The following is a 15690-nucleotide window of genomic DNA, read 5'->3' on the forward strand; positions in this document are numbered from 1 at the left end:
TAATAGACGCGGTTGTCAACAGGAGCCTAGCTGCACACATGCTCGGTTCACACCGGCTGCCTCAAAACACAATGCGTCCAGTCAAAACCAGCCCGTGGTTGTAGGTGTGGAAGCTGGATGTCGCAATCTGCATCCCGGTTCCCAGCACTAACCCCAATCTGTCCTTCGGGTCTTTGCGAAACTTGATCTTGCTTATCATAAGTCCAGGCGTCATAAACACCTGACTCTTACCATCATTGGTGCTGCCGCCGTGATAGTAGCTTGCATTCGCTTCCACCTCTGGCCAGAAATACTTTCCTACCTTGTACTGCGCGGTCGTATTCCACTGGATCGTTCTGCCAATCTGTGGCACGGAACTCGTCGGCAGCACTACACCCAGGGCGGACTGTACGTCGAAGTTGCCAAAGCCTTTGCCGAGCACACCCGTGGGAGTTATCGTCGACACCGCAGTCCCATTTTTGTAGCTTCCCGTAGGCACAGAGAACGTTACCTGCACGAGCGTCGAGTAGTTTCCCTGTTCCACATTTGCCGCAAACGGTCTATATTTCGCGATCACCGAGAAGTCTCCAGCGCCATCCGCCGCCTTCGGCGTATTGTGCTGGATGTACGGCGGCAGATTGATGTCGAACTCTGTCCGCGCAAACGGAATGAGGTTTACACCCTTGCCGTTGTCGTAGTTCCACGTAAGAGTGTGAGTAGACGTGTATTGACGTAAAAAATCCGTCCGCGCCAACTGCACAATCGTCGAAGGAGAGCCTACCACTGGCACGGGCCACGCCGGCTGCGCTGCGGAGGTTGCACGTACTCGGTCCTCCCAGGCATGAAAGAAGTTCGACTGTGCCAGGACGGTTGAAGGGAACAGCGAGCAAAGAAGTATAAGCAGAACAGCAGGCTTCATCAGGAGTCTCCACGAATCGTTTGGCGCTCCGAAAGACACAAATGCACATGAGAGCGCCAGTGCGTATCCATGCTTCGACGCAGGAAAGGGGTGTCATCAGCCCACGCCGCAGCGCAACACTCACTGCGGGTCTTAGGCCTATGCAAAAAATTGAGTTGAGCATGAATAGACGCTTAGGAAGGGCTCACCAGCTTGGGTGGTTCCCGAACGCTTGATATCTCTGTGACACATCAAGGTGTCATAGTGTGATGAGGATGTGCGTATTGTGGCACGGACACGCGATTCAATCAAGGCACATCTGTAACATCCCCATCATCTTGCTTCATTCTCGCGATTCATACTTGCACTTAGGCCTGTTTCACGCTAATCTCTGCTCATCGGCGATTCCGTCCGGATCGCTCGATACAATTGTCGGCACCAGGACGTGTCCGGCGCAACACCTACTCCAAGTTCATCCCAAGCTCCACGAAGAGCCCTGATCGTAATCCGCAGCTTTCCCCTAAGGGATCATCTGCTGCGATTCATTCTGGCTTGCGTCCGCTTGTCTGTACCGAGTCTTCTTGCAGACCTGCAGCTCGCACAAGCACACCGTTGTCCTGCGCACACGGCTTGTCGCTTCAAGAGGATCTTCGGTATGAGCAGCAACACCGTTATCAATTCGGCAGAGTTTACCAGCGAGCAGAAGGAATATCTTCAGGGTTTCTTCGCAGGCATCGGTCAGCGCGGGTTCAGTCCTTTTGTCGGTCATACCGCCGAGGGGTTAATCACCAACGATCCAGCATCTGGCCTACCTAACCAAGCCATCGAATCTGAACCACTGTGGTTCAACGCTCCCGTCTCCGATCTCTCCAGAGAAGAGCGTTGGAAGTTCGAGCAGGATCCATTCACCATCTGGGAGAAGCTTCTCCAATACTCCAATCAGAACCAGCCCCCAACTGAGGACGACCGCTTCCGCATCAAGTACTTCGGCCTCTTCTACGTCGCCCCCGCGCAGGACTCCTTCATGCTCCGCCTTCGCGTTCCCGGTGGCATCCTCACCACTCATCAGCTACGCGGGCTTGCCAAGATGGCGCAGGACTGGGGCTCCGGCCGCGCCGACCTCACCACCCGCAGCAATCTTCAGATTCGAGAGTTCCAGCCCAAAGATATCGTCCGTGTCCTCAATCGCGTTCAGTCGCTGGGCATGACCTCGCGTGGTGCCGGCGCTGACAACATCCGCAACATCACCGCGTCTCCCACTACCGGTCTCGATTCCCAGGAACTGCTCGACGTCGCCCCTCTCGCCGATGCCCTTCAGGCCTACATTTCGAACTCTCCCGACATGTATGAGCTGCCGCGCAAGTTCAACGTCGCTTTCGATAATGGCGGCACAATCTCCGTCGTCGCTGACACCAACGACATAGGCTTCGTGGCCGTCGAAGTCGGCGAAGGTCGCAGCGTTCCTGCCGGCATCTACTTCCGCGTCCTGCTATCTGGCATCACTGGCCATCGTCAATTCGCTGCAGACTGTGGCATCCTCCTGCGTCCCGACCAGGCAGTCTCCGTGGCCGCAGCAATGATTCGTGTCTTCACACAACACGGCGATCGCACCAACCGCAAAAAAGCTCGGCTCAAATACCTTATCGACGCCTGGGGCGTTGAAAGATTCCTCAGCGAGACTGAAAAACTCCTCGCCTTTCCCCTCATTCATATCCCTGCCGGAGAATGCGAGCCACGTCGTCCAATCGATCGCACCGCGCACATCGGTATCCACTCGCAATCGCAGCCCGACCTCAACTACATCGGTCTCTCCATCCCAGTGGGCCGCCTGCCAGTTGCGCAGATGCGCTCCATTGCCGACATTGCAGACCGCTTCGGCTCAGGCGAGGTTCGCCTCACGGTTTGGCAAAACCTTCTCATCCCCAACATTCCTACACACCAACTCGCGACTGCACAGCAGGACCTCACCATCGCTGGCCTCAACTACAAAGCGGGCACCGTCCTCAGCGGTACAGTAGCCTGCACTGGCAACCAAGGCTGCCGCTTCTCCGCATCCGACACCAAGACCCACGCCGTCTCCCTCGCCAACCTCCTCGACGAGCGCTTCCCCATCCTCGACCAGCCCATCAACCTCCATGTCACCGGTTGCCATCACTCCTGTGCTCAGCACTACATCGGTGACCTCGGCCTTATGGGGGCTAAAGTCGGCGACGACGAGGGATACCAGGTTGTCATCGGTGGCGGTGCCGATCAGGACCAGGGCCTGGCCCGCGAGCTCATCCCAGTCATCCGCTTCGCTGAGCTTCCACCCAAAATGGAGAGTCTCTTCGCGGCCTACACCCAGCTTCGCAACTCAGAAGAATCGTTCCTTACCTTCACCCGTCGCCACAGCATCGCCGAACTCCAATCGTTCTGCAACCTGCAGGAAAACTCCTAACCATGCAGATACCTCCCTACATTCCCGACAATGCACCCTTCACGCCCGAACAGCGCAACTGGCTCAACGGATTCCTCGCCGGCCTTTATTCCACCGCTGGCCCTGTCGCAGACCCGCCGCCTGCCCTCAAAATAGCCGTACTCTACGCCTCGCAGTCCGGTACCGCCGAAAGCCTTGCGCGCAAAGTCACCAAAGATCTCAAAGAGAAAGGCCACATCGTCTCACTCATCTCCCTTGAAGGCTATACTCCCGCCGCGCTCTTCGCAGAGCGTTACGCCATCCTCGTCGCAAGTACTTACGGCGAAGGTGACGCACCCGATGCTGTCCAGCCCTTCTATGAGCAACTCTGTCTTGAACACTTCCCCTGTTGCGGAAATCTCAACTATGCGGTCCTTGCGCTTGGCGACTCCAGCTATGAGCACTTCTGCAAATTCGGCAAGGATCTCGACAACAAACTAGCCGCTCTCGGTGGTGTACGTCTTGCTGACCGAGTTGACTGTGACGTCGATCTCGACGCCTCTTTTGCTCAATGGAAGACCGCTGTCTACGCCTGCCTCGACGAAACGATCGCGGCTCACCCCGCCCGCACTATGCGCTCTTCCTCGGCCGTCTCTGTAACGCCTGTCATCCCGGCGGCCTCCAGCGACACCGACGAACTCCCACCCACTCCTGCCCACAACCGGACCAACCCCTATCTCGCCCCTCTCGTCGACAAGCGTCCCCTTACCCACGAAGTATCAAGCAAGCTCACCTTGCATCTCGCTTTCAACATCAGCGACTCCTCTGTCACCTACGAAGCCGGCGACGCCTGTGGAGTCATTCCCCAGAATGATCTGCACTCGGTCGGAGAGATCCTTCACAGGCTCAATTTCAGCAGCCAGGTTCCTGTTCAGCTTCCCAGGTCTGGAACCACTACCCTTCACGACGCTCTCCTCAACCATCTCCAGATCACCCGCCTCACTCGAAAGATGATCGAGGCCTATGTCACCATCGGAAAACAGACCGCTCAGTGTCACACACTCTCTGCTCTCCTCGCCCCGGAGCAGCAAGCCCACCTCGAAAAGTACACCTACGACCGCGGTCTCATCGATCTACTCCATGACTACCCCAACATCCTGCACGATCCCGCCGATCTCGTCGCTATGCTGCCCAACCTCAGCCCCCGTCTCTACTCCATCTCCTCCAGCCCATATGCCCACGTTGGCGAGATCCACACAACCGTCGCTGTCGTCCGCTATCATTCGCACAACCGCGACCGCGGCGGCGTCTGTTCCACCCTTCTTGCCGATCGCGTCCCGACCGGCGACCGTCTGCCTATCTACATTCAGCCTAATAAAAAGTTTCGCCTGCCGAAAGATACAGACGCCCCCGTCATCATGATCGGTCCAGGCACCGGGATCGCGCCGTTCCGTAGCTTCCTGCACCAACGCCGCGTCCTTGGCCACACCGGACGCAATTGGCTCTTCTTCGGAGAGCGCAGCGCCACCACAGACTTCCTCTACCAGGACGAACTCCAGTCCATGTGCTCGGACGGGCATCTCACCCGCCTCGATCTCGCCTTCTCTCGTGATCAGGACCGCAAGATTTATGTCCAGGACCGCATGCTTGAGCAGGCCGCTACCTTCTACGCGTGGCTGGAAGAAGGTGCCAGCATCTATGTCTGTGGGGACGCCTCCCGAATGGCCAAAGACGTTGAATCTACCCTGCACGCCATCGTCGAACAGCAGGCCGCCCTGTCCCGCGAGGGCGCCACCGAATACATCAGCCAACTCAAAGATCAGAACCGCTATCACCGCGACGTCTACTAGCCCGCGCTCTATCAGTTCACGAGGAAGCCGATGCCACTCCCGCTCCACGAACTCGCGCACACCGACCCTACGAACTCCATCGTGCGCTTGACGGAGAACGGTCTCGAATTCTTTTCCCTCGCTACACCACAAGTCGAAGTTAAGACCACGCTCATCCCGGACCGTCCTCTCGAGCCTGGCGAGCAGTACCGCTTCCACTTCGATATGACCAAGTGCATCGGCTGCCGCTCCTGCGAGGTCGCCTGCAACGAGCAGAACAACACCCCCGCCGATCTTCGCTGGCGGCGCGTCGGAGAGATCGAAGGCGGTACCTATCCCAACACCGACCGCTTCTATCTCTCGATGGGCTGCAACCATTGCCTCAGTGCCGACTGCATCAAGGGCTGCCCCGTTGATGCGTACACCAAGGACCCCCTCACCGGAATCGTCCTCCACTCCGCAGACGCCTGCATCGGCTGTCAGTACTGCGTCTGGAACTGCCCCTACTCCGTCCCTCAGTTCAATCCCGAGCGTGGCGTCGTCGGCAAGTGCGACATGTGCCACGGGCGCCTCACCGACGGACTCGAACCCGCCTGCGTCAACGCCTGCCCTGAGGCTGCAATCGAAATTGAGATCGTCAATCAACTCGAATGGCGCAGCGACTACGCCGCCGGCAATGCACCCGGCATGCCCAACGCAGGCGTCACCATCTCCACGACACGCATCACCCTCCCCGAGAACGCTCAGGCCACTCTCGAACGAGTCGACATCGAGACCCTCCGCCCCGAACATCCCCACTGGTCTCTCGTCTGGATGACCTCGCTCATCCAACTCTCCGTCGGAACCCTCGTTGCCGCACTCCTCTCCCACCACGACGCTCCCATCGCTCTCACGCTGATCCTAGCCCTCACCGCATTCACGCTGAACATCTCCATCCTTCACCTCGGCCGCCCCGCCTATGCCTGGCGAGCACTCAAGATGTGGCGTCGCTCCTGGCTCTCACGCGAAGTTCTTCTCTTCGGCCTTTTTTTCATCACCCTCACCGCCCTCACAGCAGTCACATGGCTCAGTACGCTGCATCTCGCCCCGGATATGGCGCTGATTCTACTGGCGCTGAAAGTTCTCGCATCAACCTTCGGGATTGCAGGCATCCTCGCTAGTGCCTACATCTACCTCGTCCCCGCGCGACCCGCTTGGAACACTCCCCACACTCCCCTTGACTTCGCCCTCAGCTCCGCCGCTCTCGGTTCTGCCGCCGCGCCAATTCTCATCAACACAACAAATTTCCTCAGAGCATTCCACGCCTTCACTCCCTCATCCTCTGCGAACTTTCCCCTCTGGCCCCTTATCCTCTCCTCCGCTCTGTGGGGCCTGAATCATATCGTCCGCACCATCCGACTCCACCACGCATCTGTATACGAGCGCCGCGCCACTGCCACCCTCCTCAATACCCACGACCTCCGCGGTATCTTCCTTGTATCCTTCGCCTTCATGGGCCTGGCAATTCTGCTCTCGCTCGCAGGCATGCCCCTGTTCGCTCTCCCGGCAGCACTCGCCGGAGTTATCTCAGCTCGCTATCTCTTCTTCGTCTCGGTTGTACCCCTCAATATGGCGCTCACCTTCGTCAGGAGCGTCCACGCATGAGCTCCCTCTTCACCCGATTCAAACGTCTCGTCGGCATCGATATCCGCAGCGACAAGTACACCTACGCCAAAGATCCCGACTTCGGCTACACCGCAACCTCACGCATTCCCGAAAAGTGGGTCAAGACTACCTGCGGCTACTGCTCCGTCGGCTGCGGCATGCTGCTCGGTGTGCGCGACCACAAGGCCGTCGCCGTCCGCGGCAATCCCGACCATCCCGTCAACCGTGGCAAACTATGCCCAAAGGGCCTCTCCGAGCATCACATTCTCGCTGCTCCCGGCCGCGCCAAACAGCCTCTGCTCCGAAAGAATGGTGTGCTCACTTCCGTCTCTTGGGACGAAGCCCTCGACACCATGGTCGAACGTTTCCGCGATATCCAGAAGCGTCACGGCAATGACTCGCTCGGCGTCGTCGGAACCGGCCAACTTCTCACCGAAGAGTTCTACACCCTCGGCAAACTCGTCCAGCTCGGCCTGCGCACTCGCAATCACGATGGAAACACCACCCTCTGCATGGCCTCCGCCGTCTCCGGCTACAAGCTTTCCTTCGGCTCCGACGGCCCGCCCGGTTCCTACGCAGACATGGAGTCCGCCGATGTCATTCTCCTCATAGGCGCCAACATCGCCGACAACCACCCCATCCTCTGCCACCGCGTCGACCGTGGCCCTGGCACCAAACCACGCAGGCTGATTGTCGTCGACCCGCGCGTCACCAAAACCGCGATGATGGCCGACCTCCACCTCCCCGTAAAACCGCGCTCCGATATCGCTCTGATCAATGGCATTGCTCACATCCTCATTCGCGAGGGATTGATCAACTACGACTACATCGAGCAGCACACCAACGGATTCGAAGAGTTCGCAAACTTTGTCTCCGCCTTCACACCAACGCACGTCGCCCTCATCACCGGCCTCACCGAGACCCAAATCACCGAGACCGCTCTCCTCTACGGCCGCGCCAAATCCGCCTTCATCGGCTGGACAATGGGTGTCAACCACTCGACGCAAGGCGCAGTCACCGTTGCAGCGATCAACAACCTCGCCCTGATCACCGGCAATATCGGTCGCACCGGCGCTGCCCCTTTCTCCATCACCGGCCAATGCAACGCCATGGGCACTCGCGAGGCTGGCTTCACCTCATCCCTCCCCGGCTATCGCAAGTTCGACAACCCCCAGGATCGCGAAGCCCTCGCCCGCATCTGGAACATCCCCGTCGACCGCATCCCCACTGCCCGCGGCTTAGCCTACCCCGACATCATCGAAGCTGCCGTGCAGGGAAAGATCAAGGCCCTTTGGTTCATCGCAACCAACCCCGCTGTCTCCTTCCCTAACTACAAGCTTCTCGAACAAGCCCTCCGCTCCGTCGAGTTCCTCGTCGTCCAGGACGGCTTCCACCCCACCTCCACAAGCGAATTCGCTCATCTCGTCCTGCCCGCCGCTATCTGGGGCGAAAAAGAAGGCACCTACACGAACTCTGAGCGTCGCATCTCTAAGGCCAACCCTGCCGTCCCCCCTCCCGGCGAAGCCCGCCCCGACTTCGACATCTTTTTAGACATTGCTGATCGTTTAGGAGTTAAAGCCGAGCTCTACCCAAACTGGACGTCCCCGCACGACGCTTACCAGGAATGGCAACGAGTCTCCGCTGGCCGTATGTGCGACTATTCCAACTTCTCGTGGCAACAGATCGATGACGCCAACGGCCTGCAATGGGGCGGCGAATCTCTCTACCGCGACGGCATCTTTCCCACCACAGACGGTCGCGCTATCCTCCACAACGTGCCCTGCGATCCATTCAAGGAGCAGCCCGACGCCGAGTTCAGCTTCATCCTCAATACCGGCCGCACCGTCGAACACTGGCACACCCGCACCAAGACCGCCGAAGTCGATCTTCTCAACAACATGGTCCCCAACGCTTGGCTCGAGATGAACCCACTCGATGCCGCCAACCTCGAACTCAAACCACATGACCGCGTCACCGTCCGCAGTCGCCGCGGTGCTGTTGCCGACCTCGAACTCCGCATCACCGGGATCGTCGCCCCCGGCCAGGTATTCATGCCCTTCCACTTCGCCGAGACCAACTCCAACATCGTCACCCTCGGCGACTTCGACCCCATCTCTCGAGAACCCAACTTCAAACAATGTGCCGTCCGAATCGAACGCACCCCAATGCGAGACCGCCGATCTCCGCGCCGGAAATAAGCACACCTACAAGACCACGTTTAGCCACCAGAATCCCCACAAAATACCACGATGGAGAGACCCAAACCATGGCAAATATGAAAACCTTCCTCAAGTCGGGCCATCCCCCAACTCTCTTTGCAGCCTTTCTTTACTTCGACTTCTCCTTCGCCGTCTGGGTTCTCAACGGAGCCATGGGCCCCTTCATCTCCGAACAATTCCACCTCTCCCCCGCACAGATCGGCCTGATGGTCTCCGTCCCCACTCTAGCCGGGGCTTTCATGCGTTTTCCACTCGGCGTCCTCTCCCAATACATTGGGCGTAAAAGAGCCGCGATTGTCGAGATGTCCGCTATCGTCCTCGCCCTCATCTACGGCTTCCTCTTCGTCAAGTCCTACAACGACGTCCTCGCCATGGGTGTCCTCCTCGGTATCGCAGGTGCAAGCTTTGGAGTAGCTCTCTCTCTCGGCTCAGGCTGGTTTCCCAAGCAGTACAAAGGTCTCGCGATGGGCATTGCAGGAGCTGGCAACAGCGGTACCGCTCTAGCCGCTCTCTTCGCACCGCGTCTCGCCATGCACTTCGGCTGGCAGCCCGTCTACGGATTTGCGGCAGCCATGATGCTTCTGCCGCTCCTCGTCATGGTCATCTTCGCCAAAGAGCCGCCCGACATCGAGCACCAGACTCTCCGTCAACATCTCTCCTGCCTCTTCGAATCCGACGGCTGGATCTTCAACCTCATCTACATCATCACCTTCGGGGGATTCCTCGGACTCGCCACCTTTCTGCCCTCCTTCTACTACTCGCAGTTCCACGTCACTAAAGTCCAGGCCGGCAGCCTCACCGTACTCGCAACTCTAACCGGCTCACTCACCCGCGTTCTCGGCGGCTGGTTCGCCGATCGCATGGGCGGAATTACTACGCTCTCCGTCGTCTTCCTCATAGCTGTCGCCGGACTCTTCGGCTTGATGACCACACCACCACTCATCGCCACCACCTTGCTCTTCATGCTCTGTTTTGCCGCGCTCGGGGCGGGCAATGGGGCAACCTTCCAACTGGTCCCTCTTCGCTGGCCACTTACCACCGCGGTCGCCGGTGGCATGATCGGCGAGATCGGGGCTCTGGGCGGCGGTATCCTCCCCAACTTGCTCGGACAATCCAAACAACACACTGGCTCCTACCGCGCAGGCTTCCTGCTCTATGCCGTCCTCGCAGTTGGGGTACTTCTCGTCATACGGATCGTTGCCCGCTCCTGGACCCGTTCCTGGATAGCTCCCGGCGGTCGCGCCATCGATGCTGCGCCTATCGATAGCGCTGTTTTGATCGTTGGATCAGGACGCAGTGAAGAAATTCCTGCTTGAGTCGATGAAGTTATCAATATTGCCATTGCCCGCGCCAGATACCGCTCAGCCGGCACAGCGCCAATCTCGCCCCGGCTCGAGGCTTGCTGGAGCGCCTACCCCAAAGCTCTGAAGATAGGATATCGGCGAGATGACTCTTGCAGCGTAATGTGCAAAGCAAGCGCTGACCTAGGCAGCAAACTCTGATTAGACTTCATGTTGGCTGGTCCCTGCATCTATTTTTGGTTTGACTAGTCTCGCCGTCGAAGCCAGTCTGCCATTGCGCCCAGCAAAGCCGTGTTCTCAAAGTGAGACGATATTTTCAGAACACCTGCCAGCCCAAGTGGTCCTGATCGCATTGCGGGCAAGAAAGTCTCCGAGCTGCGAGAAATGGAGCCGCCTAAAATGATTGCATCGGGTGCGAAGGGCAGAAGATAGATCTCGATAGCCAGACGGAGCTCTTTTCCAAAGGCCAACATCGTATCAGCCGCGACAGCATCGAAGTTGGACTTCACCGCAATCTCTTTTACCGATCGATATCGCCCGCTGCGATCTTCATGCAGTTTCATGATGCCACGGGTGGAAATAAATTCTTCGACTGTGCGGCCCTTCCAAGGGAGAGCATAAAGATCGCAATTGTTGGGAAGAATTTCAGCTGCGGGCACCGCTCGTCCATCTATCGCAAATGAGGCGCCGATCCTCGCAGACCGATGGCATCGACCTGCCGGAACTTCACGGCATCTCCGGCGATGTTGGCGAGAACCGCGACCGTCTTTTCGATTTCCTTAAGAAGCAGAGAATTGCACTCACCTATACGGAGAAGATTGCACCTGCACTCGGCATGAGCTACGGCGGACGTATCGCCATCCTGCCCGGACAGTCCAAGGCCGAGGAGTTCTCCACGCTGGTACATGAGTCGGCGCATGAGATGTTACACAAGGCCGAACGCCGAACGGCGACCACCAAGGTAGTCCGCGAGACGGAGGCGGAGGCGATTGCATTTGTGATTGTGAGGGCTGTCGGCCTCGAAACCGGAACCGCCTCGGCGGACTATATCCAGTTGTACCACGTCAATGCCTCGTTGCTGGCCGAGATCTTGGAGGTCATCCAGCAGGCCTCCGCCGTCATCCTTGCCGCATTGGAATCGTCCGCAACCGCAGAGACGATGCCCGATGCAGAACTGGCGAGGGTGGCGTAATGCAAACCATCCTCGACATCCTCAGGAAGGCGGTGGTTGGCAAGTGCGGTACGACTTATGCGCGTGCCACAGATACGGTTTGCGGAAACCAAGGTTTCTGAAGCGGAGTGGAACATCGGGATCGCATGGCTCCGCCAGGGGTCAGCAGACCATGTTGATGGAAAATGTTATACACATGGCCCGCAGGTCTTTCTTTCATCCACAATCAAATGATTTGTCTGGCTTTGTATGCTTCGCGGATGTATAGGAATGCGACTCTCGATTGTCGGTGACAGCGCTTAGCGTAAATCGACCTGCGTGGATGCGAAGAGGAAGCCGAAACGATCATTTACCGGTTCCATCGCAAGCGCTTGGAATCTCGACTGGCGACTTCAGGCCGGATGCACTCTTCCAAAGCCATAACGGCTGGAAGAGTGCATTGGCGATTTGTCATCAACCGAGAAATAGATCGGTAACTTCCGTATCGCCGACTAACTGGGATCTGGCTAGATCACCGACGGGCGGGAACACCCTCGGTGAGCGAAATGCCCTACCTACTTTAGTGATGCGCGCCATGTTAACTGGATCGACGCTACTTCAGGCTCATTGGTTCTCGACAAGAACCGTATCGTTCCAACGCCATAACTAGTCCAGATTGATCCAGACCGACTTGGACTCACTGACTGCGTTCAGCGTATTCAGACATTTATCGCGGCCGATACCTGACTGCTTGAAGCCGCCCCAGGGTTGCGTCATATCTCCCAGGTCGTAACAGTTCACCCACACAACGCCGGCCTCTAGGTCGCGAGCTACTTTGTGCGCGGTGGTAACGTCCGATGTCCACACACTCGCCGACAAGCCATAAATGCTGTCATTGGCGATGGCGACAGCTTCATCGATTGTCCCAAACGGCAGCACGGCGGCCACCGGCCCAAAGACCTCCTCACGCGCGATTCGCATCCTATTGTTCACCCCAGTGAACAACGTGGGTTCAACATAGGCTCCGTGGGTATTGGTCGATGCCTCGGTAGGAGCTCGGTATTGACTGTGATGCGCGGCGCTCTTCGTTAACGGGAACATTCCTTACGCTTCAACGGCGCGAACACTAGGGAATTGTTGACTTTTGGTAACAGGCCGATGCACTCATTGACGATGTTCTGAGCGTTCGCTCTCAATGCTGTTGATGGGCTCTAATCGGAAACTGCCCTGCTTTCCTCGACTGCTAACGGCTGAGCCGCCAGGAGTGCCTGACGAGCAAGGTCTCTGTAGGTTTCTCGTAACTCCGCAGGCTTGTGGATCACGATGCGCCGTCCCATGCTGAGCAGCATGGCGGCGAAAAGCTTTAGACGATCACGCCCGCAGCGCAGGCGCGTACCATCCTGATCCTTCTCGGTGGTCACTCTCCAAGGTGCAAACGTGCGTTCGGCTTCCTCGATGGACATGTCGATCCAGACGTCGATCTGGTAGTCCGATTGGATGAAAGGCATGCGCTGATTCAGGTAGCTTCGCGGGTCGAATTTGGCGGGACGCTTGAAGGTTGCTTGACGGACCTCGAGGTCCATCACGCGATCGAGACGGAAGGTGCGGAGAGCCTTGCGCGAGAGGCAGTAGCCGATCAGATACCATCGCCCATCGGTGTGCAAAACCGCATAAGGCTTAATTTCGCGGCGCGAACGGGCGTCGGTATGAGATCGATAGGAAAAGCGTATGCGGCGGCAGGCGCGTATCGCCGAGGCCGCCTGGATGAGGGAATCGGCGGAGGTAGAAACGACCCAGGGGCCGGGTTCGACGGCGACCACATCTTCAACGGTCAGAATACTTTCGCGCAACGCGTCGGGCAGGACGCGCCCCAGCTTAGCGAGGGCGCCTTCGGTGGCAGGTGCAAATGCGGACAGGCCAAGCTGACGCAAAGCGCGAAGCCCTAGCGAGAGCGCGAATGCTTCCTCGTTTGTGAATAGCAGCGGCGGGAGGCGAAAGCCAGGCCGCAGGCGGTACGACCCTCCGACGCCGCGGGAGGATTCAATGGGAATGCTGAGATCCCTGAGGCGAACGACGTAGCGCTGAATAGTGCGAAGGTCCACTTCCAGGCGTTCGGCCAGTTCTGTTCCGGTCACATGGTCGCGAGCTTGCAGAATCTCGAGGACGGTGAGGACGCGCATGATTGGGTCGTACATAGAAATCTGATTATTCACCAAAATTACGACAGAAGTTGTCGGGAATCCTGCTTAGTCTTGAACACAGCCCAAATGGGGCGCGAGGAGAAGGAACGTGGCTACTGAGACGACACAAGTGAACGTGCTGACGGCAGAGGATGTTTTGAAAAACTGGCAGGGGCACAGGAGAGTGACGCGGAGGACGATTGAAGCTTTCCCGGAAGATAAGCTGTTTCAGTTTTCCGTGGGCGGAATGCGGCCCTTCTCGGAGATGGCGTGGGAGTTCATCCGCATGGCTGTGCCGATCGTGGACGGCGTCACCACTGGCAAGTGGGAGGAGTACAAGGGGTCAAAGCCGGAGACCAAAAGTGAGCTTCTGCGGCTATGGGACGTGCAGACCGCAGCCTTGGACGAGAAGTTCTGGAAGATTCCACCTCACCGGTTTAGCGAGGTGGACAAAGCTTTTGGCCAATGGGAGATGCCGGGGCAGGCGACGATCCAGTATGCGATCGACAATGAGATCCACCATCGCGGCCAAGGATACGTGTATCTGCGGGCGCTGGGAATTGCACCACCTCATTTCTGGGAACGCGACTGATCGCGTCCCTCAGCCAAAAAGCGCGTTTGCAGATCTACTGTCTGGAAACGCGCATTGGCGATTTGGCACTCACCGACGTCGATCTATCTGTGTGGGCATTCATTGAAGGCCGTGGGGCCGATTGGCGGGTGCCTTTCGAGTCTTAGCAAGAAAGCTGAGCCGGAAATGCCTTTCACGCTGGTGAAATTAAGCACTTAAATGCCGCACGCGACTAGTCAAGATGAAAGACTTCTGTCATCGGTGCCCACCATTCATCTTCCACTCGTGACGCCAGAGGGGTCTGCATCGGATTCATGATTGACCACCACTCCTGCGTCTTGGGGTGGGCGGCCATTTTCCGCATGTCCGCACTAAAATCTTCGCCGGTATATTCGAAGTAGCTAAAAAGGACGCCATCGCGCAAAAAGATAGAATAATTGCGGATATTACATTCCGTGATCTTGCTGAGCACTTCGGGCCAGACTGACCGGTGATGTTGCTTGTATGCAATCTCGGCTTCAGGCCTGAGACGTATAGTCATTCCATAGCGGCGCATTAGGTTGTCCATTTATTAGAGGCATCCGTGAGATCGGTTCAAGTGATTAATGATCGCATTGATTGACGGTCCGGATCAGCCTCCTATAGGCTATTTTAAGCACTCATAGTCACCTATGCGCAAACTTGTTGAATCAAGCGACAACGAGACATTGGTGAAACACTCACTGGCGGAACGGCTGCGCGGGGAAATTATAGCTGGCAGGTTGCGACCAGGAGTACGGATAGTGGAAGGTACCTGGGCGCAGAAGTTCGGCGTGGCGCAGGGCTCGATTCGTGAAGCGATCAATATTTTAGCCCAAGAAGGATTCGTAGTTAAGGCCCCGGGGCGCAGCGCACGAGTGGTGAATTTGAGCGAAGAGGACGTACTGGAGCTATACGCGCTACGTGGTGCGCTTGAGGGGTTGGCCGCGAGGCTTGCGGCTGAGAAGAAGCCAGATATCTCCAAACTGGAACGTGCAATCAATACGATGCGGCAGGCCGCCAAGAAGAACCGATGCCAGGATCTGCTGGATGGAGATTTGGAATTCCATCTAGAGCTTTGCGGTCTATCAGGAAATTCTCACTTGCTGGAACATGCGCGCAGGATACTCCTGCCGTTTTTTGCGTTTGTACGGATCAGGGTCCTAGCGAGTGGGCAGAGCACGTCGGCGTGGGACAGAGACCTTGAGGCGCATCAGCGAATTATCGACCTCTTGCGAGAGGGCGAGGGTGATGTCATCGAGCAATACGTTCGAAGGGTAATGACACGATTCGGGATGACTGCTTATGACAATTGGGAGAAGGGACCTCCGGCATCGAAGAAGCGTTCGAAGCGCTAAGAACGGAGTACCGCAGCGTAGCAAGCCGTATGCGGTTAGAAGTGTGCGCAGTAGTGGCAGGTAAGACAAGTGTTCAACGCCAGACAGTGGCTTGCGGAGAAGAGATGATGGCAGCTTGCTCGATAGGTCGCATTTCAACATTCGATGC

The 15690-nt window shown here is 57.5% G+C and carries 12 protein-coding genes and 1 pseudogene; 8 read left to right on the forward strand and 5 right to left on the reverse strand.

The window, feature by feature from the left end:
• Positions 1-61: 61 nt before the first annotated feature.
• Positions 62-898, reverse strand: a complete 837-nt coding sequence (locus HDF09_RS13515) for a transporter (RefSeq protein WP_183767099.1) — start codon at positions 896-898, stop codon at positions 62-64.
• 634 nt (positions 899-1532) lie between these two features.
• On the opposite strand from HDF09_RS13515, the gene HDF09_RS13520 reads away from it, so the two are divergent.
• The 5 genes from HDF09_RS13520 to HDF09_RS13540 all read left to right on the forward strand — a co-directional run bounded on the left by HDF09_RS13520 (position 1533) and on the right by HDF09_RS13540 (position 10280).
• Positions 1533-3314 (forward strand): NirA family protein, encoded by a 1782-nt coding sequence (locus HDF09_RS13520; RefSeq protein ID WP_183767101.1) that lies wholly within the window; start codon positions 1533-1535, stop codon positions 3312-3314.
• 2 nt (positions 3315-3316) lie between these two features.
• Positions 3317-5122, forward strand: coding sequence for a diflavin oxidoreductase (locus HDF09_RS13525; protein ID WP_183767103.1), 1806 nt, complete (start codon positions 3317-3319; stop codon positions 5120-5122).
• 30 nt (positions 5123-5152) lie between these two features.
• Positions 5153-6745, forward strand: coding sequence for a DmsC/YnfH family molybdoenzyme membrane anchor subunit (locus HDF09_RS13530; protein WP_183767105.1), 1593 nt, complete (start codon positions 5153-5155; stop codon positions 6743-6745).
• A complete protein-coding gene (locus HDF09_RS13535; protein ID WP_183767107.1) occupies positions 6742-8943 on the forward strand; it encodes a molybdopterin oxidoreductase family protein in 2202 nt (733 codons plus the stop codon). The genes HDF09_RS13530 and HDF09_RS13535 overlap by 4 nt, the downstream gene beginning before the upstream one ends.
• A 68-nt stretch (positions 8944-9011) precedes the next feature.
• Positions 9012-10280 (forward strand): nitrate/nitrite transporter, encoded by a 1269-nt coding sequence (locus tag HDF09_RS13540; protein WP_183767109.1) that lies wholly within the window; start codon positions 9012-9014, stop codon positions 10278-10280.
• A 230-nt stretch (positions 10281-10510) separates the two neighbouring features.
• On the opposite strand, the gene HDF09_RS13545 is transcribed toward HDF09_RS13540, so the two are convergent.
• Complete coding sequence (locus tag HDF09_RS13545) at positions 10511-10924, reverse strand: ROK family protein (RefSeq protein WP_183767111.1); 414 nt, start codon at positions 10922-10924, stop codon at positions 10511-10513.
• Positions 10925-10959: 35 nt separating this feature from the next.
• Between HDF09_RS13545 and HDF09_RS13550 the strand changes: the two are divergent.
• Positions 10960-11457: pseudogene (locus tag HDF09_RS13550) on the forward strand (DUF1738 domain-containing protein); the annotation flags it as partial.
• Between the two features lie 624 nt (positions 11458-12081).
• Here HDF09_RS13550 and HDF09_RS13555 read toward each other — a convergent pair.
• On the reverse strand, positions 12082-12516 hold the full coding sequence (locus tag HDF09_RS13555; protein WP_183767113.1) for an aldehyde dehydrogenase family protein: 435 nt from the start codon (positions 12514-12516) through the stop codon (positions 12082-12084).
• A 110-nt stretch (positions 12517-12626) separates the two neighbouring features.
• Positions 12627-13610 carry a helix-turn-helix transcriptional regulator gene (locus HDF09_RS13560; protein ID WP_183767115.1) on the reverse strand — a complete coding sequence of 328 codons (984 nt, stop codon included), beginning with the start codon at positions 13608-13610 and terminating at the stop codon, positions 12627-12629.
• A 94-nt stretch (positions 13611-13704) separates the two neighbouring features.
• Here HDF09_RS13560 and HDF09_RS13565 point away from each other — a divergent pair, with 94 nt between their 5' ends.
• Positions 13705-14187 (forward strand): DinB family protein, encoded by a 483-nt coding sequence (locus HDF09_RS13565; protein ID WP_311719485.1) that lies wholly within the window; start codon positions 13705-13707, stop codon positions 14185-14187.
• Positions 14188-14398: 211 nt separating this feature from the next.
• Here HDF09_RS13565 and HDF09_RS13570 read toward each other — a convergent pair whose 3' ends face one another.
• The gene (locus tag HDF09_RS13570) at positions 14399-14734 is read right to left on the reverse strand and encodes an L-rhamnose mutarotase (RefSeq protein WP_260181297.1); all 336 of its coding nucleotides are present in this window, start codon (positions 14732-14734) and stop codon (positions 14399-14401) included.
• 103 nt (positions 14735-14837) lie between these two features.
• Between HDF09_RS13570 and HDF09_RS13575 the strand changes: the two genes are divergently transcribed.
• Positions 14838-15542: a GntR family transcriptional regulator gene (locus HDF09_RS13575; protein WP_260181298.1), complete on the forward strand. Its 705-nt coding sequence runs from the start codon at positions 14838-14840 to the stop codon at positions 15540-15542.
• Positions 15543-15690 lie beyond the last annotated feature (148 nt).

The organism is Edaphobacter lichenicola (assembly GCF_014201315.1).
GTDB classification, from domain to species: Bacteria; Acidobacteriota; Terriglobia; order Terriglobales; family Acidobacteriaceae; genus Edaphobacter; species Edaphobacter lichenicola_B.